This window comes from Streptomyces sp. NPDC003284 (assembly GCF_053589675.1).
Window position 1 is genome coordinate 49,814 of the sequence record NZ_JBSFSI010000031.1, and the last position, 26,873, is coordinate 76,686.

At 68.9% G+C, this 26,873-nt stretch carries 3 protein-coding genes; all 3 read right to left on the reverse strand.

The features are described from left to right. Window positions 1-163: 163 nt before the first annotated feature. On the reverse strand, window positions 164-1,864 hold the full coding sequence (locus tag ACWDYF_RS35785) for an amidohydrolase (RefSeq protein ID WP_381741826.1): 1,701 nt from the start codon (window positions 1,862-1,864) through the stop codon (window positions 164-166). Window positions 1,865-2,049: 185 nt separating this feature from the next. Continuing rightward, window positions 2,050-2,712: a type VII secretion system-associated protein gene (locus tag ACWDYF_RS35790; protein ID WP_389471024.1), complete on the reverse strand. Its 663-nt coding sequence runs from the start codon at window positions 2,710-2,712 to the stop codon at window positions 2,050-2,052. A 20-nt stretch (window positions 2,713-2,732) separates the two neighbouring features. Next, a complete protein-coding gene (locus ACWDYF_RS35795; protein WP_451584325.1) occupies window positions 2,733-26,873 on the reverse strand; it encodes a hypothetical protein in 24,141 nt (8,046 codons plus the stop codon).

Below are 26,873 nucleotides of genomic sequence, written 5' to 3' on the forward strand. Positions count from 1 at the left end.
GCACGCTACGACGGCCCCCGCCGCCCGCGGAAGAGGTGATCCTTTTGCAGGGCGTGTTTTGCGCCATCTCACGTGGCCGGGGAGCACATGTGTCCGGAAAACGCGTGTGTGCCCCGCCCGTGGCCGCCGGGAGTGGACGGCCACGGACGGGGAGGGGGCACCGTCAGGTGACGGGCGGCAGGTTGGGGCCGGTGGTACCGAGCTGCTCGGCGGCGACCACCGGCGGTACCGGCCAGGTCACGCCCTTCGGCGGCCAGCTCTGCCCGGTCGCCTTCAGGAAGTCCGCGGGCGGCTCGTACAGCGGCGGCTGGGTGCCGTCGGGGATCATCGAGGCCCACTTGATGCCCTCGGTGCGGCCCTTGAACTCCTGCTTCATCGCCTCCAGCCGCTCCGGCTGCTCGATGAGGTCGATGGCGCCCGCCGCGAGGTAGCGGGCGGCCGACAGCATCGCCTGGTGCCCGATGTTGGTGGCCGCGGTCGCGGTCACGCCCCAGTTGTGGTTGGGCAGTCCGGGCGGGTACGCGGCGGACAGCAGCACCGCGGTGGGCGCCTGCCAGCTGATGTCGGCGGTGTCGGTGGCCAGTCCGCCGGTGTAGGCGGCGGCCGGGGGAGCGAGCGGCACCAGTTCGGTGGGCATGCCCACCTCCGGGCGGCCCAGCGACTTCTGCACGGCCTTGGCCAGGGTGTGGTCGGCGTCGGTGAACTTGGGGGCGCCGATCTGCTGCATGTTGTCGTACAGCAGCTCCGCGCCGGCCTTGTTGGCCAGCAGGTTCCAGGTCGCCGAGTGGAACTTGTGCACCAGCCGGGTCTGGCTGGCCTGGGCGGCGGCCTTCGCGCACTCCACGATCTTGTCGTAGAGCACCTGGGCGCGCGCCGGGCTGCCCTCGCGCACGAAGAACCAGATGGAGCACATGTCCGGGGTCACGTTCGGGGCGCCGCCGCCGTTGATCACGGCGTAATGGAACCGCCCGGAGGGGGCGACGTTCTTCTCCCGCAGATACTCCGACATGGTGGCCATCAGCAGGGCCCCGTCCAGGCCGCTCTTGTTGCCGAGCGGGGTGCCGCCGTGCCCGGAGGCGCCGAGGAAGGTGAACGTGGCCGATATCAGCGCACTGGTGGTGTTCCAGAACGGTGTGGTGATGTTGAACGGATGCCAGTCGAGGAACGCGTCGAGGCCGTCGTAGACGCCCTCCTTCACCGCGTACGCCTTGCCGACGAGCTGTTCCTCACCGGCGCTGCCGAACAGCTTGACGGTCGCCTTCAGACCCTGGGTGCGGATGGCCTGCGCGACGGCGATGGCGGCGGCCGTGCCGCCCGCGCCCAGCGCGTTGTGCGCGTCACCGTGTCCGGCGCCGTACGACGGCCCGTAGGCGTCGTAGTTGTAGACCAGCGGGTCGTGGCCGGCCACACCCTTCTTCTGGGACAGCCCCGGCAGCGCGTCGTACTCGGCGTTGAAGCCCAGCACCGGGCCGCCGTTGCCGTAGGTGGCGACGAACGCGGTCGGGAAGCCCGCCGAGCCCCATTCCACCGTGAAGCCGTTGGCCTTGAGCAGGTTGGCGGTGGCGAGGGAGGACTTCCACTCGCGCAGCGACAGCTCCGCGTACTTCCAGACATCGTCGTTCAGCCGGGTGACCGCGCCCTGGTTGGCACCGATCCAGCCGAGCGCGGCCTGCTTGGCCGCCGTGTTCCGCGCCAGGCCCTTGGGCGCCCGGTACGTCACCGGGGACACCCCGGTCTTCTCGTCGTAGCCGAGCGTCGCGGCGAGCACCGGGTCGGCCTGGAGCAGCGCGGCCGTGGTCGCGGTGGCACCGAGCCCGAACATCTTCAGCAGCCGCCGGCGGCCCGGGTGGAGGTCGTCGTTCACGTGAGTCTCGTTCCTCGGGAGGTGAGGGAGGGGGGCCGGGGGCGGCCCAGACAGTGCTGCCAGATGCGCCTCTGTATAGGTATGTGTCTCGATAGGACGCACACCTGGGCAGACTGACGGAGTGTAACGTGTCGAAGCGTCAGGTACGTGTGAATGTGTGATGCAGGCGGATGGCGGCGCTGCTACTACGGCGTAATAGCAGCAGCGCCGGAGGACACACCGGGCGCTGGAGCCGCGGCGTCTCCCTGTTCTCCTTCTCCAACGGCGTCCGTCGATGTGAGGACGGCTTCAGGGGCGACGAGCATCACGACGACGCCGAAGGGATTCAGGTACAGCTGCTCGTCTTCAGCCAGCTGACCGATCAGTTCCTCGACCCTGATGGTGCTGGTGGCGAACTGTCCCGCAGCCTCCATCTGCCCGGCGGAGGTGAAGAGAGGGACGATCGGTGTGCCGTCGGGTGTCCGTGTCCGCAGTGGGGTCCCGTCGGCGGCCAGCCAGATCCCCACGATCGTACCGGCCAGTTGCCGGGTCACGTCCTCAGGCGGCCCCCAGCCGGTGGAGGCCAGTTGGATGGCCTGGTCCACCGGGTCGGTCGGGGTGGGCCAGCCGAGTGCCACGGGCGAGGGTCGGTATTCCTCGTTCTCCCGCCATTCCACCACTTCGCCCTCGGGGTTGGAGCGGTACTCACCCGCCACGGTCCAGCGCGGCGGTGGACCTTCACTGCGCCAGCCGGGGTCGACCAGGCCGAGCCAGTGGTCGGGTGCGGCCTTCGCGGCTTCACGGAGTTCGTCGGGGATGTTGGAAAGCGGATCCGCGTCGTTCTGCTTAGTCGGTGAGGTTTCGCTCATTGCTTTCCTTTCTATGATTCTTAAGGATTTCGAGGATGGAACGTTTTCCACTGGCCTTCACCGGTGTTCGGATCGATCTCCACCGCAAGGTCAGCCCATATCGGGCCGGTCGGTGCGTATACCTTCTGCCTGATGGTGTCGGCTACCTCCTGGGCGACCGAACTGTCCACTTGTTCCCCATCCTTGCCGCTCTTGCAGATCACGAGAATCGTCGGTCGAGGGTGTCGCTCAAAACTGGGCCTTTTCCGCAGCCAGTTTCCCAGGGATTTTCCGTCGATGATTCTCGATCCGGAGTCAGTGGGGAGGTGGACCTTGCGTATGCTGCCGTGTGCCGGCAAGAAATAGGGCATGACGAGTGCTGGCTTCCACGGGACGGGAAGAGGAGTTGCCTTGCCGCTGGAGTCGAGTTCCACATTGCCATCCTGGTGGTGTCTGAAATACTCAGTGACCTCCGCCAGATGTGCGAAGTATTGTTGCCTGACATATTGTTCTTCGACTTGATGGAGGGCTCTGCCGACTTGAACCCCATGGTTATCCACCAGAGTGTGTGAGATTATTTCAGACGAGTTTACCTTTTCTCCGTCGAGGGTCGGAAGATCGATGCTTTCGGGGTAGCTGGAAACACTCCCGATGCGTGCGATCTGGACATCAAGGTCGGTTGGCAGGGTGCGGAGCCACTGACCGCCGTCGGCGCCGGTGTGCCGGTGGAGAAGTATCCATGACTCGGACTCACGACCGGGTCCGCCTGGACCACCTCTGTCGGCTGTGACAAGGGAGAATTCACCGTCGGTGGCCCACACCGCTCTTCCTGTCAGGTGCGCCAGGATACGGGGAAGGGGCATTTCGCCCGCCGCGGCGGTCGGGACGAGGAGCACTATCGGAACCTGAGCCGATGTGCCGGTGATCGCCACGTCCGATGCCACGGCTCGGGCGAACTCGTGGATACCGAGCGTCTCATGGCCGCCGGGGGTGACCGCAGCGATGCCATCAGGGTCAAGCTCCGCGACGATGAGGACCGGGCGGACGCTGCCCCAAGGCGCGGAAACCTCCTGCCCGTCCGCCGGAATGACGGAAGGGAGGTGGTCCCCGGTATACAACAGGAACTTGTCGAGCCGTGGAGACAGCGTGTGCGGGATCAGTTGTCCGGCACCGTCATGGCGGTAGTCCAGGCCCATCGGCATCGAGCCGCCGTCGGGCCCGAAGATCGGATTCCGGTACGGCCTCACCGTGGCTGTCGCCGGATCGGCCGCGCTGGAACCGGACCGGGCGTGACCCCGCAGGGACCCGGCGTCGGTTTGCGACGGGAGGAGCGGCTGTCCGGGGTGGCCGATCCCGGGGTGGGGCGTCGCCTGTCGGGGAGGGTAGGCGAGCCAGTCGTCCTGGTCGGCTTGGCCCTCGACCCGGTCGATGTGGGCGGCACCTGTCTGGTGCCTCGTCACGCTGCTCAGCTCGCGCAGCTCCGGCTCCATCACGGGCCACTCGCGGAGAAGGTCCAGGGCTCCCCCGATGGGCTCACCGCGCTCGTTGATGAGCACACGGGGTGTGGTCTCCGACGCCGGGAACCTCTCACCGTGAATGCTGGTCAACCGGATTGCCGAAGGACTGTCGGCAGTCGCACTGAGAGCTCCCGGCCGGCTGACGACCCAGCGGCTGACGGCCACGCCGTCCGGCGTGTGCTGGACGATCCAGGAGGCAGGAGCCTGCTGGCTGCTCCCGTGCAGCAATGCCACGGGCCCGTCACTGGCCCACACATCCCTTCCGGTGTACTCGGCGAGGATGCGCGGCAGCCTCATGCGCCCCGCTGCCGCGTACGGCATGACAAGGACAATGGGAGCGTTCTCGGGAGACCGCTGCCAGGTGATGACCTTTTGCACGTGTTCGGCGAACTCGGAGAAGGCAAGCATCCGCGGGCCGCCGTGAGAGGTCACCGCTACGCCGGATCCCGAATGATCGGCGGCGACCAGGATCGGCGTGCTCGCACCCCAAGGAGACGGGATGCCCCGGGTGCCTGACGGAAGTTCGCGGGGCAAATGCGGAGACACATAGTGGAGGTACTCACCCGTGATCAGAGGAGGAACGGATGCGCTCAAGCGGCCGTCGTCATGGTGCCGATAGTCCGCACCGGCGATGACGCCGCCACGGGCGTAGAGCGACTGGCTGAGAACCGCGGCATCCGGAGCTGACCGGCGTGCCTGGGAGAACTGAGCGAGACCGCTGACAGGAGCCGGAGCGACATGGTGACCGACGCTTGACCGGGCGTGCCCTCGCCGCGGCTCCGCCGGGCCGGGGGCGACATCGGTGACCGTCCTCTCCTGCTCCTGTCGAACTGCCTGGCCGAGTGTGATCGTGCGAGGCGAGCCATATGGTGCTGGGGTCGCCTGCTGGGGCCGGTCCCGGTAAGGGGCTGAGTTGTTGTGGTGACGAGCGTCGGGGAAGGACATGGGCGGCGGCTGCGGGAGGGGGCGCGGCGGCAGCGGGCGGGGCGGCTGCTGCGGGGCATGGACGTACGGGTGGCTTCCCGAAGGGGCGGGGGGCTGCCAGTGCGAGGGGCCTGCTGCCGGTCGTTGTGTCGGCGGCAGCGAGCGCGGAGGGGTGGCGAGCCGCCTGGCAGCGTTGACGGCGTCCTGCATCTGTTGCCGGCGCTCCGGATGCCTGAAGCCCAGGGAGGCTGTCCGCGACAAGAGTTCCGCTTGGACTGTATCGGCCAAGAGCAGGAGCTCCTCACGTGCCCTGGCCGGTAGATGCCGCCCGTTGATACCCAGCTCACTGAGAGATTGAGCGAGAAATACGATCTGGCCACTGTGCGTGGACGGAGGTACGACTGTGCCTGCCCGCGCAGAAACTTTGATTCGCGGGATCATTTCGAGCAGTGGGGCCACCTCATGCATGCCGGGGTAGGTGAGAATTTGCCGGAACTGGTGGTTGAAGTCGTGCTGAACTGCACGGCTTTGGTGATCCATGAAGGATGTCTGCGAAACATGGGACACTTCTTGGAAGTATTGGTGCAATTGCTCGCGGGACATGATGCCTCCCTCTGGACCGTACTGCCGTAGTTCCAGAAGCGCCAAGGGGACACCAGAATGCTCGTCCAGGTTGTTGTACAACGGGTTTGGGTTCATGTCGACGGCAGTGAACTGGTCGACGATGCGCCCTTGAGCAGTTTTCCCGATCGCGCCGTAGGTGAGATAGTCATCCACGGTGGCTCCGTATTGGGCCAGATTTTCCCGGAGAACGTCGGGGTCGGGGCGATGCTGCCAGTGCTTTGGATCCGTTTTGGAAAACAGATTCTCCAGAGAATCCAAAAAGTTTGTCTTGATCTGTGCGAGATTGTTTCTCAGGAATGCTCGGACTTCCGGGAGAAGCGCTGCGCGTATTTCTCCCAGTGGGTTTCTGGAAGCGGCAGGAAGTCTGTTTTTCACCAGACTTCCCACGTGGTACCTGTTCCGCACCGGTGTCGCCGCGACATGGTTGAAGAGGAGCCAGCCGTATCCCCACAGCTCTCGCACCTGGGGGTCCCATGACATCAAGTACACCTGATCGGATGTGATGGAACGATTTAGGCGACGGGTCAGGAAATCTTGAGCCAGGCGCATTCCGAAATCTCGGGATGCGGCGAAAAGCTGGTCATTCGTGGCGCCGTCGTGAGACTCGACCAGATGGAGCAGGGGGAGAATTCCATTGACGGGAATTCCGACGGTCAGTTGAGTGTACGCCTTGTTTTGGTCTCTTCCTATGGGGGAGGGGTGGATGAGCATGTCTTCCATGGGGCTGGACACGGACCAGCCGTCTTCCGGCTTGAAGATATCTCCCAAATGCCTTGGCCGGCCGACATTGAGGCGCTTTCGCGTCATTTCCGCCAGCTTGAGGGCGGATTCGCTGTTCAGTGAACGTGATTCTCCACGGATCACTGCGGCAGGTTTGGAAATCAATTCCAGGATGAAGTGAGATGCCTGCTTCGGGTTTTTGTGTCCTGCCTCCAGTGCGTCGTCGATGTCGAGGAACAGGCGACCGCCACCTTGCCAGAAATGTTGATCGTCCACGCGTAGCTCGGACCCGGAGATATGGGTTGCGATGGGTAGATTGTATTCGAGGCCGAAATCGCCTGCAATGTCGATGGGCTGGTTGAATTCCACTTCCAGCCCTATAGCCCCGTACTGGTGGCTGGCGGGGGGATCCACGAGGGCGTGTGGGAGGGAGCTGGACTCGGGATTCGCGGGCAGAGCGTCCGCCACGACGCGAGCTGTGTGGTCGACGATGATCGCCCGAGCGCCGGTGGGGGCGATGGCCGGACGGGCGTCGCTGACCTGGGAACCGAGGGAGGCCTGGAGGTCGATCCATGCGATCCTCGGCGCACCGCCGTCGCCGGGCGCGGGGGAATAGGCCGCGAAGGCGTGGCCGATACGACCGGTACGCGTGGCGAGGATGAACGCGGTGCTGCCGGGTTCAGCTCGTTCGAGGGCCCTCTCCACTGCGCGCCAGTCGCGGACCGGCCGCCAGTCCGCGCCGAGGGCGAGCGGATCCTCCTGCGGGCGGACGCCCACCACACTGTCGTCCGCGGTACGCGCCGGAGCGATGCTCTGTGGAAACAGCTTGTCGCGCAGACCGTGCAGCAATGTCAGGCACTCCTGCACCGACAGCTCGCGGGGAGACAGCGACACCGGCCCGGAGTCCTCGCTCGCGCCGGTGGTGCGTATCCCCTTCCCCCGACTGCTCAGGACCTCGCGGACCACCTGATCCAGGCGCGACCGGTACAGCACCTGAGGCTTCCGCGGGCCCACCGCCAACCGCGCCGCGTCGGCGAGTGTGCCAGGCTCGGAGTACCCATCGGCATGCTCGTCCATCGGCCTCTCGGCTGTCACGTCGGTCAGAATGGTGAAGGCGCTCTCTGCTCTGTTCTCCTGCTCCCTCCGGGGTGTGCGGACGTCATGGGCGGGCAGGGGGATCGCATCGTCGGTCCGTGATCCGGGGGCGGGCCGGGTCTCCTCGTGCCGAGCGGGACCGGTGGCAGGGGCGAGGTCGGCATGGTGATCCACGCTCGACCGGGCGTGCCCCCGCTGGTGCTCCGCAGGGTCGGCAGCCGAGTTCGCGACGGGGAAGCGGCTGGCCGCCGGGGGCGCGGGCGGTTGGGGGGAGGGCCGGGGCGGAAGGACGGTCTGCGGCTGGAGCCGGGGACGGAAGGTCTGCCAGCCTTCGGTCACCGTCGTCCCGCCTAGGTTGGTGATGCCCTTGGGGGCATGGACGGTGCGGCCCGTGGTGTCGGCGACCTGCTGCCCGATGGTGGTCCCGTCGGGGCCGGGGGAGCCGGTATTGCAGCTGATGAGGACGATTTCCCGGTCGCGGTCGAATTGCAGGCTGGGACGTCGCTTCAGCAGATTGCCGAGACCTTCTCCGGTCAGTGCGTGACGACGGTTGCGCGAATCATGAACCATTGTGGCTGTCGTAGCTCCGTGGCCGGCGAAGAAATAGGGGTTCGTACGCCGGCTTCCGGTCGCCCAGGGGGACCGTTGCGAAGTGCCTGTGCGGGGGTACACCAATTTGGTGCCGTCGGGGCCCCGGCGCACCTGGCCGAAGCGGTAGCGCGTCCTTCGCCCCAGGTCTCTGATCTCTGCTTCCTTGACGGTCCATTCGGTGGGGGTGAAGCTGGCTCGTCCGAGGTGGTTGCCGTTCTTGTCGACGATGGTGTAGCTGGTCAGGTCTGACGCCTGTACGTGTCCGTCGAGTGTGGTGAGCTGGTGGCGGGGTTCGCCGTCGGGGTTGTCGGCGAGGATGCCGGGGGTGCTGCTGAGCCAGCGGCTGGGGGGTGTGTCGGTGTCGGGGCGGTGGAGGACGATCCAGGTGTCGGGGCCTTGTCCGTCGCGGCGGGGCCGGGAGGTGGTCTTGGGGACGAGGGCGAGTGCGCCGTCGGGTGCCCAGACGGTGCGTCCGGTGCGGGCGGCGATGATGCGGGGCAGGTACATGCCGCCGGCGGCGGCGCGGGGGATGAGCAGGACGATGGGCCCTGCGGTGTGTTGCCGCAGGGCGGGGACAGTGGCGAGGTGCTCGGCGAACTGCTCGGCGGTGAGGAGGCGAGAGCCGTCGGGGGTGTTGACGCGGATGCCGGTGGAAGTGAGTTCGGCCGCGACGAAGAGCGGCTCTTCACCGCGGCGGGACCAGGGTGCCTGGGCTCCGCGCATACCGCGGGGGAGTTCACTCGGGACGGGGCCGGTGAAAGAGGCGGTCATCCCGGGAAGCAGCCCCGTGACCCGTGCCGTCGGCCGGCCGTGCTCGTCGGTTCGGTAGTCGAACCCCTGCTGTGAACCGGTACGGGTTCTGACCGACCGTAGATAGGGCTGTCCTGTCTGACGATGGCTGAGGGCTGCGTCGGCCTGCTCCGGTTCCCGGGTTCCGACGCCGTCGGCGGTGGGCCGGTGGTGTTCCCGTGATCGCTCGCCGGAGGCGCCTGGGAGGGCCGAGCTGGTCCGGGGCCGCCCCATGAGCGCCGCGAAGGCGGCGTTCGCTCTCTTCCGGATGTTCGAGGCCATTCCCGCGGCAACCCCGGCATGAGCCGTGTTCAGCACGCCGGTGCCCGCCTTGCTCGTCCCGCCGAGCAGGGGGGGCCGTTCGACGTTGTGTTCCCACCCGATGCGCTGGACCTCCACCAGCGTCTTCGCCGCCAGGACCTCGGGCTGTTTGCCCGGGTGGACAGAGAAGCGGACCGGTTGACCGGTCAGGGACCCCTCGGCGTTGTTCGTGTCTTCGGGACGGACAGGGAGTGGGCGGGGGAAGACGGTGGGGCCGGTCCGCAAGGGGTTGTCCTGGGCTGCGACGGTGTGGTCCGTCTGGAACGGAGCCACGGAGTCCGTCTGGCTGGGGACGGTGGGTATGACCTGATCGGAGGACTGGGCGCTGCTCTCTGTACCGGGCGTGCTGAGTAGTTCTCCGTGGCCGGTCTCCGAAAGGGGGGGCCGGGTGCCGGACATGGTGGACGTGACGCCGTCCGCGGCAGGCACGTCCTGGGGACCGGCCAGCAGCGCCATGGCCGTGCGGTCCGCGAGGCTGGGGCTCTCCTGGGCGGGCGCGGAGTCCTCGCGCGTCGTCAGCGCGCCGTCGTCGCCGGCGGTGCGCAGCGTCGGCAGCCGGTCCAGGACGAACTGGGCCAGCCCGGTGCGCCTGGTGCGGGAGAAGGGCAGGCCGCGGGCGAGGTCGCGAACCGCCTCCAGGGCTGCCCGGCGTTCCTCCGCCGGTGTGCGGGCGAGGGTGTCCAGGGCCTCGGGGAGGGCCGGATCGAGGGCGGTGAGCGTGGCGCGTCGGGTGCCGATCTCCTCCCGTACGACGTCGCTGAAGGCCGTGCCTGTCTTCAGCGAGGTCTCGTAGAGCGCGCCCCACTCCTCGTCGTCCAGAGCCAGGAGGTCGGCCGCCGCACGCTCTCGCCGGGTGAGCAGCCCCGCCTGCTCGGCCTGCGCGGAGGTGAGCCCGTCGGGGCCGGCGGTCTCGGGGGTGAGCGGATCGAAGGCGTGGATCCGTCCGGAGGGTTCCACCCAGCGGGTCACCCGGCGGGTGCCGCCCTCGCCGTCCGGGAGCGTGAGTTCGGTCTGGAGGTGGGTGCCCAGTTCCTGGGCGATACCCCGCATCAGGTGGTGCTCGTCGAGCACCACCGCGCCCATGAGGGTGGGCAGCGGGAGCGGAGCGGGCCGCGGGCCGTCACTGAGCTGCTCATGTGTCTCACGGACCCGGCGGATGACGTCGGTGACGGCCTCCGCGGAGGAGAGGCTGCCGTTCGGCGGCCTCAGCGCGGAGGGCTCGGGGGCGAGGTAGTCGCGGTAGCGCTGGAGGAATCGCGGCTCCTCGAACGTGGGATCGTCCGACTTCGCCTGCCTGACCAGCGGGGTGAGCGTGTCGAGGGCCCAGCGGTACGCCTCGACCAGGGCCCTGCCGTGCAGCGCGTGCCGGTCGAAGGTGAGGACCGCGTGTTCCGGCGCCCTTCCGTCCGCCGCCTGCCGTATCGCCGCCGCGATCTGCTGGTGCAGGCGGCGCGGGGTCGCGTGGGCGGGCCTCGCGGCGTCGAGCAGCAGGTCGGTGAGGTCGAAGGCCGGCACGCCGCCGGGATCGAACGCCAGGGCACCTCTCAGCTTGCGCCACGGGGCGGACCCGGAGTCCGCGACGGGCTTCGCGGCGGCGTGCCGCGCCTGCAGTTCCTCCACCTCGTTCTGGAACATCTCGACGTACACGTCGCCGGTGAAGGTTCTGCTGCGGTACTCGCTCCTCGCGGAGTCCCGCTGGAGTGATCCGCTGCGGAGATACTCGGCCAACCGGGCTCGCAACTCTCCGGGTTGGGTGTCCGGGAAGAACAGGTGGCGGGTGTACCGCTCGCCCGTCAGCTGCCCTCGGAAGCGCACCCTGGTCAGCAGGACCGGGCCCTGCTGCTTGACATGCTCCTCGCGCCGGTAGTTCTCGGTGCCCGCCGCGGCGTCGGTGGCACTGGTGGTCCGCGACTGCTCGGAGTCGGCTCCGGAGGTCGCCTGGGTCAGGTGGTCCTCGTTCAGGGGCCGGGTGCCGGAACCCGAGTCGCCCAGCGCCGTGGTGAGCCGCGTGCTGTCCAGGGAAGCGCTGTGCTTGGTGCCGCTCTGGTGCTTGCTGTACCGGCCCGTGCCCGTGTTCTGCACCAGGCCGACGACTTCGAGGTCGTAGAAGTCGCCGGTGAGCCGCAGGCGTGCCCGTTCGTTGGACCGGCCCGGTATGAACAGGTTCTCGTCGAGCAGGTCCGTCCTCCCGGCCACCGCGTCCCGTATGTGGTTCGTCATCTGGACTCGGCTGAAGAGCTGGCTGAGGGGCAGCGCGGTGCGGGTGGTCGCTCCGTCGGCCTGCGCGCCGAACATCCGGGTGAGCAGTTCCCGGGCAGCGGGCAGCGCGTCGTCCACCAGGGCGCCGCTCACATAGGCGTCACCGGGCAGTTCGGGCAGGGGCCGCGGGTCGGGCGGTGACGAGGGGCCGGACAGGGGCTGATGCTCCGCCAGTCCGCGCGGGACCTTGAGGTGCACGACGCCCGGAACGGTCTCGCCGCTGCCCACCCCCTCGTAGGGGTCGTCGCGGTGGAGCAGGGCCTCCGCGAAGTTGTTCAGCGGCCGACGGGCCATGTCGAGGCGGCGTACCCGCACGCTGAAGGACTCGTCGATCTCGACCCGGTAGTGACCGCTCCAGTCGTAGACGGTCTGTTCCGTGGTCGCCGTCTCGGCGTAGGTCACTCCCCGGTGCACTCCCGTGGACAGACCCAGCCGGGGGGTGTGGGAGCTCGGGTCGTGGCTCGGGCCCAGCCGTGCCGGGTTGGCGCTCACACCGCGGTCGTGCGAGACGCCGGTCCAGGTCTCCAGGTAGTTGTGGCCGTAGTTCTCCAGGCCGGTGGCCGGCAGGAAGTCCATCACCCGGGGCTGTGAGGTCAGCAGGGACCTCATGTCGATCTCGACCACGCCGGCCAGCATCCAGCCCCAGATGCCGCGCTCCGGGCTGACGATGTGCAGTTTCCATCCCTCGCTGTGCAGCAGGTCACCGAGGAATGCCTGGTCCCGGCCCTTGCCGAGCAGGGCCTGCAACGTGTTCACGCCGCCCTGGATCCGGCCGATGCGACGGATGCGCTCCTTGGTGACCCGCACGTCCGGATCGGCACGAGTGGGCTCCTCGGTGACCCACACCTCCGGATCGGCGGCGAGCAGGCCGGGGGCCACCCGATCCACGTGTGTGCGCACGATGTCGTACGTGCTCTGCCCGTTGTCGTGCACCAGGTCGTGCACGCCGCTGTGGCCGAGCATGCGGCCACCGGGGTCCTCGCGCGTCAGATACTCGGGGAGCACGAGGTCCGCGTAGGGGTCGCGGGCCTCAGCGAGGATGAGACCGAACTCCCGGGCGAACTCGTCTCGGATCTCGCCGTCGCGGATGATGAGGGCGCCCTCATGGTGCAGTCCGGCGAGCAGCGCGGCCAGCTCCTCACGGGAGCGGCCGAGCCCGCCGGACAGGTCCTCCGGGAGCACGGGGGTGTCCCGCGCCCACCGGGTGAGAACCGCCGCGACGGTGTCGCCGCGCAGCCGGACCTCCTCCTTGTCCCAGCGGTTCAGCACATCGACGAGCTGCCGGTCGGACACGGGCACCTCGTTCCGTCCGTACCGGTCGAGTGCCTCCGGCTCGGAGAGCAGGTACAGCACGGTCCTGCTCTCGACCACCGCGGAGTCCCCGGTGTAGTTGTCCCTGGCGAGTTTGCCCTGCTTCTCCTTGCGGGTGGTGACGACGAAGTCCCCGTCCGCACGGAAGGCGTAGGCGCGGTTGAAGTCGAGTTCGATGTATTCGATCGCGCCGGTCCGGCCCGCCTGCTTGCGTGTGTTGTGCTGCCGGGAGTGGTTCACGTCGAAGCCGCCCTGGAAGGACCACTTGTGGTGGTCCCCCGGGTTCAGGACGTCCCCGGCGGTCACGGACAGCGCCGGCAGGGACACGCCTCGCGCCTTGGTGTCCGCCGACCGCACCTGCCCCATCGCCAGCTGGATGATGCCCAGGACGAACGGGTTGTCCGTGGCCTGCGCGAACCGGGACGCACCCAGTTCGCCCGCGATGTCGACGCCGGCGAAGGTGTCGCGCACCAGCCCGGTGTCGAAGAACTGGTCGCTGGTGTACTGGCCGTTGAAGATCTCCTTGGCGAAGGCACGTGTGACGATGGTGCTGGTGAATGCGCGCAGCTCCTGGTCGGCGCCGCCCTGGGGGCCCGTCAGGTCCTGGGTGATGCCGGTGGCCGCCTCGTACAGACCGGTGGAGTCCAGGAAGAAGATCACCCCCTCCTTGAGCACGTCCGGCGGTGTGTGGGACATGCGCGGGACGCCCGGGTCGCTGTCGTCACCGATCGGCAGCAGATGGACCCGCGCGCTCTGGCCCGGCAGCGTGATCGGCTCGGACGGGTTCCGGGCTCCGTGACGCGCCCAGCCGCGCGGTCCGCCGTGCTGGTACTCCACGGTGACCGTGTAGTCGCTGTGGAGCCGGTACTCGTGCAGCGGCCCCCGGTACTCCAGCAGCTCAGGCCGGTTGTGCAGGTAGCTGACCTCCTGCGCGGCGCCGACCTGGCGGAAGAGGCTCATCCCGAGCGCGGTTCCCTTGAGCCGCTGGTAGGCGCCCTTCAGGCTGAAGGTCAGGGCGAGCTTCCTGGAACCGGCGGCGCCTTGACCGGCGGTGGCCATGCCCATGCCCAGGTTGACGGCGGCGTAGTTGTCCGTCGATCCCTTGTACTCCGCCTCCTTGTCAGCGGACCGGGTGGCCTTGACCGTGATCGTTGCCGCGTCAGAGGTGAAGTAGCGCGAGTGGGTCTTGAGCGAGAGGACCAGGCCGGTCTGGTGTATCTGGTCATAGTGCGACTCGAGGCCGCGGTCGGAGAGCATCTTCTCGAAATGCCTCCAGTTGTCCAGCAGACTCCTCAGTTTCGTGTGGTCGGAGTGCCAGGCTGACTCGGACAGCGCGGCGGCGGGATCCGCGGGCAGGAAGCCGGTGCGCACCAGTTCCTCCCGGAGCCGCTCCTTCAGGTCCTCGACCGTCCCGGCCTCGACCTTGACGAGTCCCATGCCGATGCCCTTGCCCTCGTCGACGTACGAGGGAAGCGGGCGTTCGACCGGGTCGCCCTCGCGGCGGCCGGTGCGGCGCAGGGCCTCGTCGGCGAAGGGAACGGTCCCGACGATCGGCCCGGTGTCCGTCGTCGGCGGTCCCTGCACCCTGTCCGCGTGCTCGGGCTTGAGAGCCTCTGCCATCACGGGGAATCCGTGCCGGAACGCCTCGATCTCCGGCATGCGGACCAGAGCTCGCCCGTGCACGGGACCGGAACGCACCGGCTGCATGCCGCGGACGGTCACCCGCGCGGTGTGCTGGAGGTCCACGTCGTACGCCGACGTGAACCCGATCCAGCGCGGGACGACCACCCACAGGCCGTTCCTGCCCGAGCTGACGGTGTCGGAGGTGGACCCGGTGAACCCCACGTCCACACTGAGGTTGATCAGGGCCGCCTCATCCGTCACACCGAGGTCCGCGCCCGCGATGATCGGTGTCATGCCGGACGTCTGGGTCAGGGTGTGGCTGCCGCCGACGCCGTCGATGGCGGTCCGGACGTTCTCCACGGGGGCCTTGTCCGTCGTGGCGCCCACCGGCTCGGCCCCACCGCCGCGCCGCGAGTGCACCTCGATCAGGACCGTACGGCCGTCGACATCGATCTCGAAGGGATAGCCGTGGCGTCCGTTGACGGCCTCGTCGAGGTGTGCCTCCAGGAGTTCCAGCTTGTGCCTCAGCTCCGCCCGCGCCATCGAGCCGAGCGGCAGGTCGATGCCCTGCCTGCTCAGTTCCACGGTGATGCCGTCCTGAAGCGTGGACAACCCGGTCAGCCCCGAAGCGAAGTGGAACTGGGGCAGGCGGTCCCGCAACACCTCGTCACCCGCGGCGACCACGCGGGATCCGGGGTCGTCGAGATAGTGCTCCGGTACGTACAGCATCAGGTGTTCGTCGCCGGTGGTGCGGATCTCGGTGGCCGCGGTGTCCATCCACTGCTGGGTGGCTTCGGTCCGGAGCTTGACGGACCACTCGGCCCGGTAGGCGAGCAGCGTCGACTCGGCGTCGCTCACCTCGACGTGGCCGGTCTCCGCGTCCGCGATGTGCGTGGTGGAACGCGACGAGGCGTTCGCCGTGCCCGACACCCGGACGCCGCCGTAGAAACCCTTCGGACCCACCGGACCGGAGAAGCCCAGGCCGTATGTCGCCGAGGCACTGAGACGGGTGGCGCTGGTGTTGCCCGAGTGTGTCTGCTCGTGCGCGCCGGTCGCGAACGAGCCCTTGATGGTCTGGTTGGCGCGGAAGCCTCTGGGCGGAGTCTGGCTGCCGTGCAGCCGCTCCTGCCCCCGCACGGGTGCGCCGGGTGCGTCCGCCGCCGGGCCGGACTCCTCACCGCCGCCCTCCTCCGGGATCGTCTCCAGCCGCGGCGGCTGTGCCACTCTCGTCGGGCGCTCTCGTCCCGCTCGGTCCACCGCCGCCGTGGCCGTCGTCGCCCCCGGGACCGGGCGGTCGTAGGACCCCGCCGGGTTCAGCACGGTGCGCGGGTCGGTCGGGTTCAGGGTGATGAGCGCCTCGACGGGACCGAGCGGTACGACGAAGCCGCTGCGCCAGCCCCAGCCCGGCGTCGGTGTCTCGTCCGGAGCGGGGACCAGATAGCGGTAGTTGCTCAGCAACCGCTGCGGCAGGGCCGTCCACACGGACTCCTCGACCGTGATGCCCCGTGCCTCGACCTGGTCGCGCAGCTGTCGCACCAGCTCCGGCATGTGGGGCAGACCCGCACGGGGCACACCCGCGGTCCGCACGGCGGGCGGAGCGTCGACGGGGTCGCCGAGCGCCGGGGCGTGCGGGGAGGGGGCTGAATCGTCCACGCGGGTGTCGGCGGCCGGTTCCCAGGGTTCGACCCTGATCTCCCGGTCGACGCCGAGGGTGAGCGGCAGGTCGTCGCCCCGCGCCGAGTCCGGGACGTACAGACGCAGGCCGGTGCCCTGCCGGATGCCGTCGGGGTCCGGACGCTCGCTCAAGGTGCCCCGCGCCGGGTCGGCGGTCACCCCGAACCGGCCGGCGATCACCGGGAGTCCCAGATGATGGTTGAGCCGGGCGGCCAGGACGTCGCCGCCGGCCGACATCAGTACGGGTGTCCTGCCGTGGGCCTCGATGGCCAGGAACGTCGCCAGATGTTCGACGGGCAAGTCGGCCCCGCCCGGGGCGTCCGTGCCCGCGACGGGCGGGGTGAACACCAGCACGTGGTCCGGGTCGGAGAACCCGGCCGCCTGCTCCCACCCCGTCCGGTCGGCGCCGGGCAGCCAGATGACCTCCGCCCGGGTGTCGAACTCGTTGCGGACGAAGGAGGACCCGTCCAGCAGCCGTTTGATCGCCGGCCAGTTCTGCGCCGCGGGCCGGGGCTCCTCCGGGTGCTGTGCGGAGGCCGGTGGCAGCAGGGCCGCCGCGGTCTCCACGAGCGCGGCGAGCGCCTCCCGCTCCGGTGCGGACCGGCCGCGCACGACGTCGAGCAGTTCCGCCAGCGGGTGGCGGGGCCCGATCTCCGCTGTGGGAGTCCCCTCACCGGTCATGCCGTCGTGCCCGTGCGGTGACTCCTCGACGGGGCGGGCCGAGAGGGCCTCCCGGACCCGGGGCAGCAGCGCGGGCAGTCGCCGGTCGAGGACCGCCAGACGTTCGTGGCGGCTCGCGGTCTCCAGCCGGACCGCCTCGTCGAAGGTGCGGTCCGCCTGCCAGGAGGACCGGTAGATCTCGGCCAGTTCCCGCTCGTCGAGGCCCAGTTCGTCGACCCGGGCCCGCTGCCCGGGCGACAGCAGGCCCGCGTCCTGAGCCTGCCGGGCGGAGAGACCCGCCGTTCCGGGGGCGTGGTCGCCGAGCGGGTCGAAGGCGAGGACACGGCCCTCGGCGTCCGCCCAGCGGGTGTGCCACTCTCCCTCGGGAAGGCGTACGTCGAGGCGCAGGTGTGTGCCCAGTTCGCGGGAGAGCCGGTGCAGCAGGTGTTCCGCCGAGCCGAGGTCGCGGGGGATGCGTACGGCCGGGGGCCGCAGCGGCGGCAGGCCGCCGTCGGCGTCGATCCGCGAGCGGACCGAGCCGAGGTCGCCGAGGACCGTGGCGAGCAGCGCCTCGGGGGCGCCGGAGCCGGGGTCGCGAGCGGTCAGGAAGTCCTCGTACGCGGCGAGCTGCTTGCTGATCCCGGCATCGGGCCGCACGCCGGTCAGCTCCAGGTCCGAACGCAGCGTGCGCGCGGCCCAGTCCACGATGTGCCGCCGCGCGTGCTGCTCCAGCCGCCGCGTGTCCAGTCTCAGGACGGCGCCGTCGGGGGCGGGGATTCCGTACCCCTGTTCGCGCAGGGCCTCGGCCACGAGACGGTGCGGCGGTGCGGTGGCCGCGTGCGGCTGCTCCGAGACATCGGCGAGGAGGTCGGCGAGATCCAGGCGGGGAGCCTGGTCGAGCCCGTGCCAGCCGGTCCTGCCTCCGGTGGGTTCCTCTCCCTCGGCTCCCTCGGCGACGGTGGGCAGGTGCACGGCGGCGGGGGAGGTCTGGGCGGTCTCGGGCAGGGCCGGGGAGACGGGAACCCCGAAGCGCTCCGTCATGAGGCCGGCGACGGAGGCCAGCCACCGGTGGCCGTCCGGACGCGGGACGTGCCGCACTTCCCCGCTCAGGTGGCGGTCCGAGGTGTCGGTCACCTCCCACCGGCCGGTGTCCGTGTTGAACGACAGCTCCCCGGTGACGCGGGCCGGGCCGTCCACCGTCCTTGCCGGCTCGGCGGAGTCCGTCACGGACAGGGTGCTCGGCGGCCTCTCGCTCCCGATACGGATGTCGCCGGCCTCGTCGACGGTGAAGTGCCAGACTCCGTCCCCGCGCTCCAGCGAAGCCGGTTCGAAGTCCGCCAGCGGGGACCAGCGCGGGTCCGGCCGTACGGCCGGCTCGTCCACGTGGGCGTACGCGTCGGCCATCGACGCCGCGAGGACCTCGATGTCCCGTACGCGGCGTTCGTCGGGGAGCAGGTCCTTGAAGACGCCGACGAGTGTCTCGACGTCCACCTCCCGCGGTCCGGATCCGCCTCGTCGGAGCTGCCGGGTGACCAGGGAGGCCAGGGCCGTACGGAACCCGGCGTCGCCGCGCAGCGCGGCCACACGGCGCACGTCGGTGGCCGAGACCGAACCCCGGAAGCCTTCCCGCCGGGCCACCAGGCGTCCCGCCTCGGCCTCGATGATCTCGTCCAGGGACCGCGGGAGGCGGCCTTCCCGGACCGCTGTGACCGCGTCCTCGCCCTGCGCCGTCTGCACCGCCTCCACGAGAGAGCGCACGTCGCTCTTCCATTCGGCACGATGCTGCAGCACCACGACCTGGTCCAGTTGCAGGGGCTGGGGGCGAAGCCGGGTGTACGCACGGTAGGCCGCGGCGGCCAGATCACGCGGCAGGTGCTCCAGACCGTACGTCCTGACCGCTGCGCGGATCTCGCCGTCGGCGTCGTGCCCCTCGCGTCCCGCGCCATGGAGGCCGGTGTTCACCGGATCCCGGTCCGGGGCGTGGGGCTCCGTCCGTCCGGGAGCGGTCAGAGCCGCGGCCGTGGCCTTGGCCGCTGGTTCCCGGCCCGCCTCCCAGGCCGTCACCAGGGCGCCCAGGTGCCAGGCCGCGTCGGAGCCCGGCCGTGGCCGGTCGCCGCCGGGTGCCGTCCCCGGCGGGTGCAGCTCCTCGTACAGGGACCGCACCGGCGGCGGGATGTCCGGCGCGGTCTCGTCCCGGCCGGCGGTGACGTCGGCGCCGAGGTCACGCAGTGTCCGGACGGCGGACACCAGCGCGGTCGCCGGTTCGCGCAGGGCTTCGGGAGCCCTGGTGGAGGAGCCTGAGGCGGCGAGGTCGCCGAGTGCCGTCCGGTAGTCGAAGGTGGCGGCGGCCAGCCGGTGCGCGCGGTCCACGACGGCCGCCTCGACGGTCGTGGGAGGGGTGACGTCGCGTGCCCATGACGCGGACGGTTCCGGATGCTCCAGGGTGCCTTCGTGCTTGTGGCGGATGAGTTCCCTGGAACGCAGGAGGTGGGGGTTGTTGGCGATGTGCTCCAGCCTGGGTGGTCCGGCGATCAGGTCGCCCGCGCCGTTCCACCGGTAGTCGTTGCCGCTCGCTCCGCCCCGGTCCGTGCTCTTGGCGTACACGACGGTGTCCACGAGCCCGTCGGGGGCCAGCGCGTAGAAGAACGCGACGCCGCCGCTGCCGCCGTTCAGATGCGCGTGCAGGGGGCTGTTGACCGCCAGAGCGCCGCGCTCCCGGATGCCCGTCCGGTCGGTCAGCCTTCTGACCACACCGAGTTCGAGTTCGGTGAAGCCGAACTTCTGCACCGCGTCCGTGAAGTGGACGCGATCGCTCATCGTCCAGGTGTCCGGCACGCGAGGCGCGAACGAGGCGAAGCGTCGTGCCTGTTCGACGCGCGCCCTGTCCCATTCCGTCAGTCGGCGCTGGACCGCCTCGCGCCAGACGTGCCTCGCCGCAGCCTCGACCTCCCCGATCACCTCGTGGTAGACGTCGGGGTCCAGGACCATGTCGAGCTGCGAGACGAAGCTCCGGAAGTGCTGCTGGAAGCCGGCGGGACCCAGCGTCCGCTGGAGCACCGGGACCTCGTGATCGAGCAGGTGTCCGTCGGCGGGCGGCAGGTGGTGCTCGAAGTACGCGCGTGCGCTGTACGCGTCGGCATCGTCGACGCCTGTCGCGATCGTCCGCCAGTCGACCGCGCCGGACCGCACCAGCGGAAGCAGCGTGGGATCCTGCGCCAGGCGTGTGGCGATCTCCTTGCCCTGGGGGCCGGCCAGGGCCTCGGCCAGTTCTCCGGAGCGCTCGAACCGGCCGGAGTCGTCCTCGTGCCCGGTCCGGTCGGCGTCGGCGTCGGTACCGCTGTTCCCTTCCGTGGGACCGGGCCGGGGTTCGTCGGCGGCCTGCGGCGCCGGACGCGCGGTGACCGGTCCGGGCGCGACGGGGGCCGGCGGCCTGCTCGCGGGCCGGTCCAGCGCGGCGAGCAGCCGGCCGGCATCGGGGTCTGCCACCGTCTCGTCGAACTCGCTGCCGGACCGCATCAGTTCCCGCAGGCTGGACGAGAAGCCCGGGTCGGTGTGGGCCCGCGCCTGCCAGGCGGGTTCCCGCAGGAAGCGGACGGCGAACCGGCCGGCGCGTTCGCCGGGCTCCGCCAGCAGGTGCGCCAGGGCGGAGCGCCGCAGCAGCGGCGCCAGGGCGCGCGCCTCCTCCTCGCCCATCCGCTCCCTCTCGAGCAGGCGCTCCATGAGTACCGGACGGTGCAGCTCACGGCGGAGCTGCCGGTTCAGCTGGCCGCCGAGGGCCGGATGGTGCTGCACCAGTGCCCAGAGGCCGGATTCCTCAGGCCGCTGCGCGACCTCGGAAAGGACGCGGTTGGCGCGGAATGCCTGCCCCAGCTCCGGAGCGGCGCGTACGGCCGTCAGCACCTGCTCGTTCTGCTCCAGCAGGCGCACCAGGCGCGGCTGGTCGATCAGCGCGCCGCGCAGATCGTCGTGGCCGGCCAGCTCGTCCGCCAGCGAGGGATGGCGCCTGATCAGGGGGAGGACGCGGGAGGCGAGCAGCGCCTCTCGTGACTCTTCCGGGGTCCTGGCGAGCACGTCCACCAGGGCGGGGGCGGCCTCGGCCGTCGGCAGGACGTCGGGGTCCAGGACACGGTTGACGAGTTCGGGATGGGACGACAGCCGGCTCATCAGCGGCCTGTTGGTGACCAGTCTTCTGAACCCGGCCTCGTCGGCCGCCACGTCCAGTCGCGCCGCGAGCGCCGTGGCGAGTTCCGGTACGTCGGCCAGGGTGCTCACCAGGTAACTCGTGTCGCTGACGGCTGCCAGACGTCCCTGTGTGGCCACGAGTGCCTGTACGACGGTTTCGCCCGCCTGCTGGAGCGCCTCGATGGTATCCGGGGCTTCGGTCAGCCCCAGCACCTGCTCGGGCCGGTCGATGAGGGCGCGTGTCGCCGCGGGGCTGGAAGTGACGACAGCGCGGAGGGCGGCGTGCTCGAACCGGCCCAGCTCCCTCCTGTCGACCAACGCGTAATCAGGATTTCTGCTGTATATGGTGACACGCTCGATGGTGTAGTAACTCCACGCCGATGCTTCCCCGATGAACAGTGAAAATATGGAGTCCTGATGTGTCAGAAGGTGGGCGAGGTCGGGAGTGTTCAGGAGATGCGACAGGATGTCCGGTGTTTTATTGATCCGCTGTAGCAGCGATGGACGGACGGATATCAGTCTCCGAATGCCCGAGTTGAACAGAAGGGCATCGGCCATCCCCGGGTTTTCGATGGCTGCCGCGCGCATGCTCCCGTCCGCCAGGACGGTTGCGTAATTCTCACGCAGTTCTGTGAAGTCGATGTCTCCCCTCGACGCCAACTGTGGGGAGAGATCCTGGGCAGGCGTCCCCGACGCGAGGTGGGCGGTGAGCAGTCGGACGTTCTCGACGCGTTCCTCGGCGTGAGGAATTCCTTCGGCAGTCAGGGTTGCGGGCCCGCTTTCCTTGATCGCAGAAAGCAGATCACCGAGTCGTTCCGGATCAGCGAGAACAGCGCGCGCGAGTGATTCCATGCCGGGCACGTCGCGGTCCCATGCCACGGTGAATCCAGGCCGGGCGATCGCCTCGCGCAGTGCTTCGGGGAAGGTCAGCAGTGACTCGGCCAGGGCGGTGCTGCGGTGCTCCGCCAGCTGGGCGTACATGCGCTCGCTGGTGAGCAGCCTGCTCCAGTGCGCCGACGGGACCCTGTGGAACAAGGGCGCCAGCCGTCCCATCAGATCGGGTGCAGGGATGATGTTTCTGACATAGGCGGCATAATTTTCGGCGATGTCGGTGTACAGGACGGGGTGGCGATAGAGGAGCTTGAGCAGTCCAGAATTCCCGCTGGTCATGAGCTGTGCAAAACCGAGGGTCTCGTTGAGGATGAGGGCCGGGTTGTAGCGAGCGGCCGCGGCCCACCAGGGGTTTGTGTCGATCAGTTCCAAACGCCTGAGAAAGTTCGAGTCCACGGCCACCCAGAAGTTGGCGGCGGGACTGTTGTATATGGCCGTGCGCGTCGTTTCGTTCGCTGCCGCGAGGAGATGGTAGTCGCGTACCACACTGTATGGACCGCTGTACGCGAAAGCCGCGGCCTCGTTGCGTGCCGTGTTCTTGAGGATGAACAACGTCTGCGCAGGATCTTGGGGCAGTTGCATTCCTTCCTGCGAGCGGGCGAGAGTGCGGCGCAGTTGGTGGGGCCACAGCAGGGGTGTGTCAGTCTCAGAGCCGGGCTGGACCTGCCGAACCGCCTTCAGCAGTGACTGGAGGACAGGGGCTCGCACATATGCACTGTTCTCCCTGAGGACCGTGGTCAGCGCATCCTTCACCGGTTCCAGGGGCCGCGAAACGGTGCGGGTTAGATCCGCCGCCAGGTCTTCGTCCGCGATGTTGTCGTAGCGGTGCGGGTCGTGCGAGAGAGCGAGGGCCACCTGCTGATTTCGCGCTGCGGCAGTGATCCGCTCCTTGTCGGAGAGCAGTCGCAGTGCAAGGTCCGGGACGTCTTCGAGTACGTCCGTCAGATACGAGTCGGTATCCAGGTCTCTCAGCTGGGCGAGGGCTGACGGTTCCCTCAGGACAGTTCTGAGGATCCTTATGTCGGAGAGGGCGAGGGTGAGCTGGCGCGGAGAGAACTTGAGCAGGTCGTCGACGTATCTGCCGTCGACTCCGGCGAGGACAGCGCGGAAGAGCTCGGGAGTCGCCTTCGCGGGGAAGCGTGCCAGCACCGAGTGCAGTGCCGCAGGAACAGCCGTCACGTGGTGCAACTGCCAGATCCGCTCGACAGGATCGTCCAGGCCCATCAGTGCGTCGGTGAATGCCTGGGAGTCGTTGACCAGCCAGGACACCACGCTGAGGTGGTCGGTCACCTGAATGAGAGCGCTGAGGACGTCGAGATCACCGCGCGTCCGGGCCAGCAACCGCGGCGTCTCCACACGTCCGAAGGCATGCGTGCGCAGGACGGCGTCGGCCTCCAGCTTCGACACCACGTCCTCGCGCAGGAGCACACGTATGAGATCTCTGAAGTTGTTCTCCTGGGAGTTCAGCCACCCCTGCGGGAGAGTTTCGATTGTGTTCAATACGTTCGGCGCTTTTTCGAGTACCGGGATGAGAGCCGGTTCGGTCCTCAACAGTGGCCATGTACTTGTCAGCAGCGGCCATGTACTCGCCCCGGTGGCCAGGCTGTACATGATGGTGGGGGATTCGAGGAACGCTTTCGTATTGAAGCCATTCTCCACCGTGGCGTGGTTCTTGACGGTGGCGATGGCTGTCACAAGGTTGCTGAGCGCGAGGCCGTCGGGCTTCGGCTGCTTCCTGAGGATGGCGAGCGTCGTCCGCTCCATGTCGGGGCGCAGGCCGGCCGGCATGGACGGGAACACCTGCCGCCATGTCTGGCTGATCTCGGCCGGAATGCTGTGGAGGGTTTCGTTCTGTGCCGTCCTCCCGGCTTCGGACGGCCCTGCCGCGGGCCGGCTGTCGGCTGCTGGAACAGATGCGAGCTTCGCCTTGGACCTGCCCTTTTTCTTCTTGCTCCCTGCCTGCGGTCCCTGCTTCTCGGGCTGAGTGGTGTTCTTGCCCTCCGTCGGGTCGGCGCCGTACTGATGGTTGTACGCGGGGTCGATCAGGGCTGCCGCTAGGGAGGCCGAGCCTGGCTCCCGGAGGACGGGCATGACCTGGCCCGAGGGATCGACGAAAAGTGCGCGCGCCTCCACCGGAATCCAGTTCGGCAGGCGCTCCGACATGATCCGCTTCGGGGTTGCCAGGTCGATCCAGATGACCCGGGAGGTGCCCTCCGGGGTCTCGGGTGCCAGCGCGTAGGCGGCCCAGGCATGGCCCATGCCGGCGATATGCCGGTTCAGGACGAAGGCGACTGTGCCTGGTGCATTGCGCACCCGGTTCGAGACGAACCGCCAGGAATCGACCGGCTGCCAGCCTTCACCGAGAGCGAGCGGGTCCTCCTGGGGTCGAACGCCGATCAGGGAGTCGTCGGCGGTGCCCGAGGGCTTGATTCCGTGTGGAAAGAGCACGTTCCTCAGGGCGTGCAGCAGTGTCAGGCACTCCTGGACGGATAGGTCGTACGGTGATTCGGATGCCTCGTCGGCCTCCGAGGCATGGGTCCGCGCGGTCGTCCGCGGCGCGTGCGCGGAGTGGAGCGCTTGCAGCGCGGCCGCCTCCAGCCCACCGATGTCCCGGACCTCGTAGCGGGTGGGAGCGACGGCTTCGAACCGCGACAGCCGTGCCGTGACATCTTCCGCGGCCGCGGGTCGCTCCTGTGCTGATGTCGCGGATTCTTCGGAGAAGAACGTGACAGAGTTCTTGCGGCTGAAGTCTTTTTTATGGACAGGTTTCTCGCCGGGAAAGACGACGATGACTTTCTCTCTGCCATGGTTGATCGGGCTGTCTATCTTGTCGCGGATCTCGATTTCCTTGGGGTCCTCCGTGAACCACCACCGGTGAGCCCCGTGCAGGACCTCGGGGATCTCGTTCATGATCTCGCTCAGAGAGCGTTCGTAGGTCCTGGGCGTGATCGGAGATCCGGACGGTTTGTAGATGTCGAGCAGGTCGATGTCGCTGGCGATGGGCCGACGGACCTTGCCCTTGTACCCGTGGACGATTCCGTCCACGACGGGGAACTCATCAGCGATCGACTCCATGTGGTCGCTGAGCTTCCTGAACTCCTCCTTGCGCATCCGGTGCTGCTTGTTGATCCCCTCCTGGATCGTGGGTGAATGCTGGGAGAGGTCGTCCGGGAGCTCCGGATCGAAGAAGGCGGTCAGACCGAGCTGCCCCTCGGTGAAGCGCCGCGCGGCGGTCGCTCCCTCGGCTCTCCCGTGTTCCTTGGGCGTCAGATAGAGGTCGTAGGGGGTGAGCGATTTCGATTTGATCTGTAGCGGCTTCGGCAGCGCCCCCTCCCTGAGGCGCATGCCGGCAGACGGGTTGACCTCGCGGATGGCGATGGCGAGACCCATCCTGTCGCTCAGCCGACGGAACTTCGACATGTTCTCGGCGGAGACGCCGCCCAGCTCATCTGGATTACGGGGCGGGGGCTTCCAGCCGTCCCAGTCGGTGCCGAAGCCGCTGGCGTTCTCCGCGGTGGAACCACCGGCGGCCCGCTGAGGCGTGACCTGCGTCGGGCGAGGGGTGAGCGGTGAGGCCGGGTGGAGGGTGCGCGGTTCCGCTTCCAGCGGTGAGACCGGATCCCAGAGGAACGGCTCCGGGGACTGGCGGAACGGCGTGGAGGACCGGGAGAACGGTGTCGGCGTCGTCGGCGTATCGACGTTCTGCGGGTCCGTGTCGAACACAGAACCGAACTGCACTGGGGCGTTCTCTCCGGACGTGTGCGTTCCCCCGCCGCCGCGGGTGCGCGATCCGAGCGCCGTGCGCAGCATCTCGATGTGCTCCGGGCTGAGTCTCCTGGTGAGATCGGTGCTGTTCAGCGTGTTGGTGAGACCTGCCTCCGTGGCGCTGCCCGGCGGTGTGTACATCGATTGCTGCGGTGCGGCAGGGTCCGCCTGCGATGTTCCGTGGAACATGTTGACGACGATGTGCTGCGAGCCGGGCATCTCCGGCAGAATCGACGGCTCCCCTTGCTTCTCGGAGAGGCTCGTGGGCCAGGCGTGAATGTCTGTGATGCTCTTCTGAGCATCTCTTTCGGTGAGCTTCTCCCCGCTCTGCGCGCCGGTCAACGTGGAGCCGTCGCTCCGGGAGGCGGTCTCGACGAGCGTCTCGGAGCTGCTGTCGTCGCGCGCTGCGTCGGCCGCCGTCAGCGTCGTCAGCAGCTCGTGCAGGGGGTCGCGGTCTGGGGCGAGCACCCCCCTCGCGATGTCGGTGAGGCGGAAGGCGGCGTCGCTCGGGCGCAGGTGTCCGGCGTCGACGAGTTCCGTCGTGACGCTGACGGGTCCGTAACCGGCGGTGTCGCCGACCTGGTTGAGATAGGCCGAGAAGATGCGGTTGAGGTCTCTTTCGATGTCGTCGAGGCGGGACCAGGTGGACGCGGACCACCGCTCCGCGGCCCAGTCGCCGGGGCGGGCCACGTGCGGGGGCCGGACGACCCGGAGATGGACGTGGGTCTGCGTGGTCCCGTCGTCCGTGGTGCGGGTGTGGACCGTGTAGGGCTGGTTGAGGAGGGGGGCGAGGACGGTCTGTTCGAAGTTCGCGTTGTGCAGGTGGGTGTACCGGCCGATGAGATCGGCGTAGTGGGCCGGCGCGGCGTCGACGGGCCAGGCCGAGGGCTGGGGCGTCTGCCGAAGGAGCCGACCGGATCCGTCGTGCGGCTGTTCCGGATCGGTGAGGTCGAAGGTGAGATGGGGGCGTTCGTCGGGGGTGACGTGGCGCAGCGCGACGTAGCGCTCGTCGGGATGATGGTTGAAGCGCAGGGCGACACCGGCGCGGGCCTGGTCGAGGACCTCGGCGGCATGCGTGGCGGCGGACGTGCCGGTGACCGCGATGCGGATCTCCAGCTCGGTGCGCTCGTGCCCGGTCTCGGTGTGGGCGCGGCGCGCGTCGAAGAGGGGCCCGGGGACGAACGGTCCGCGCCGCGCCGTCGGCGGGGCATAGGACCTGGCGGAGCGGCGCGGCAC

Excerpts from the sequence above, each read along its gene's own strand:
- ACWDYF_RS35790 (WP_389471024.1), bottom strand. The coding sequence starts at position 2,712 with ATGAGCGAAACCTCACCGACTAAGCAGAACGACGCGGATCCGCTTTCC.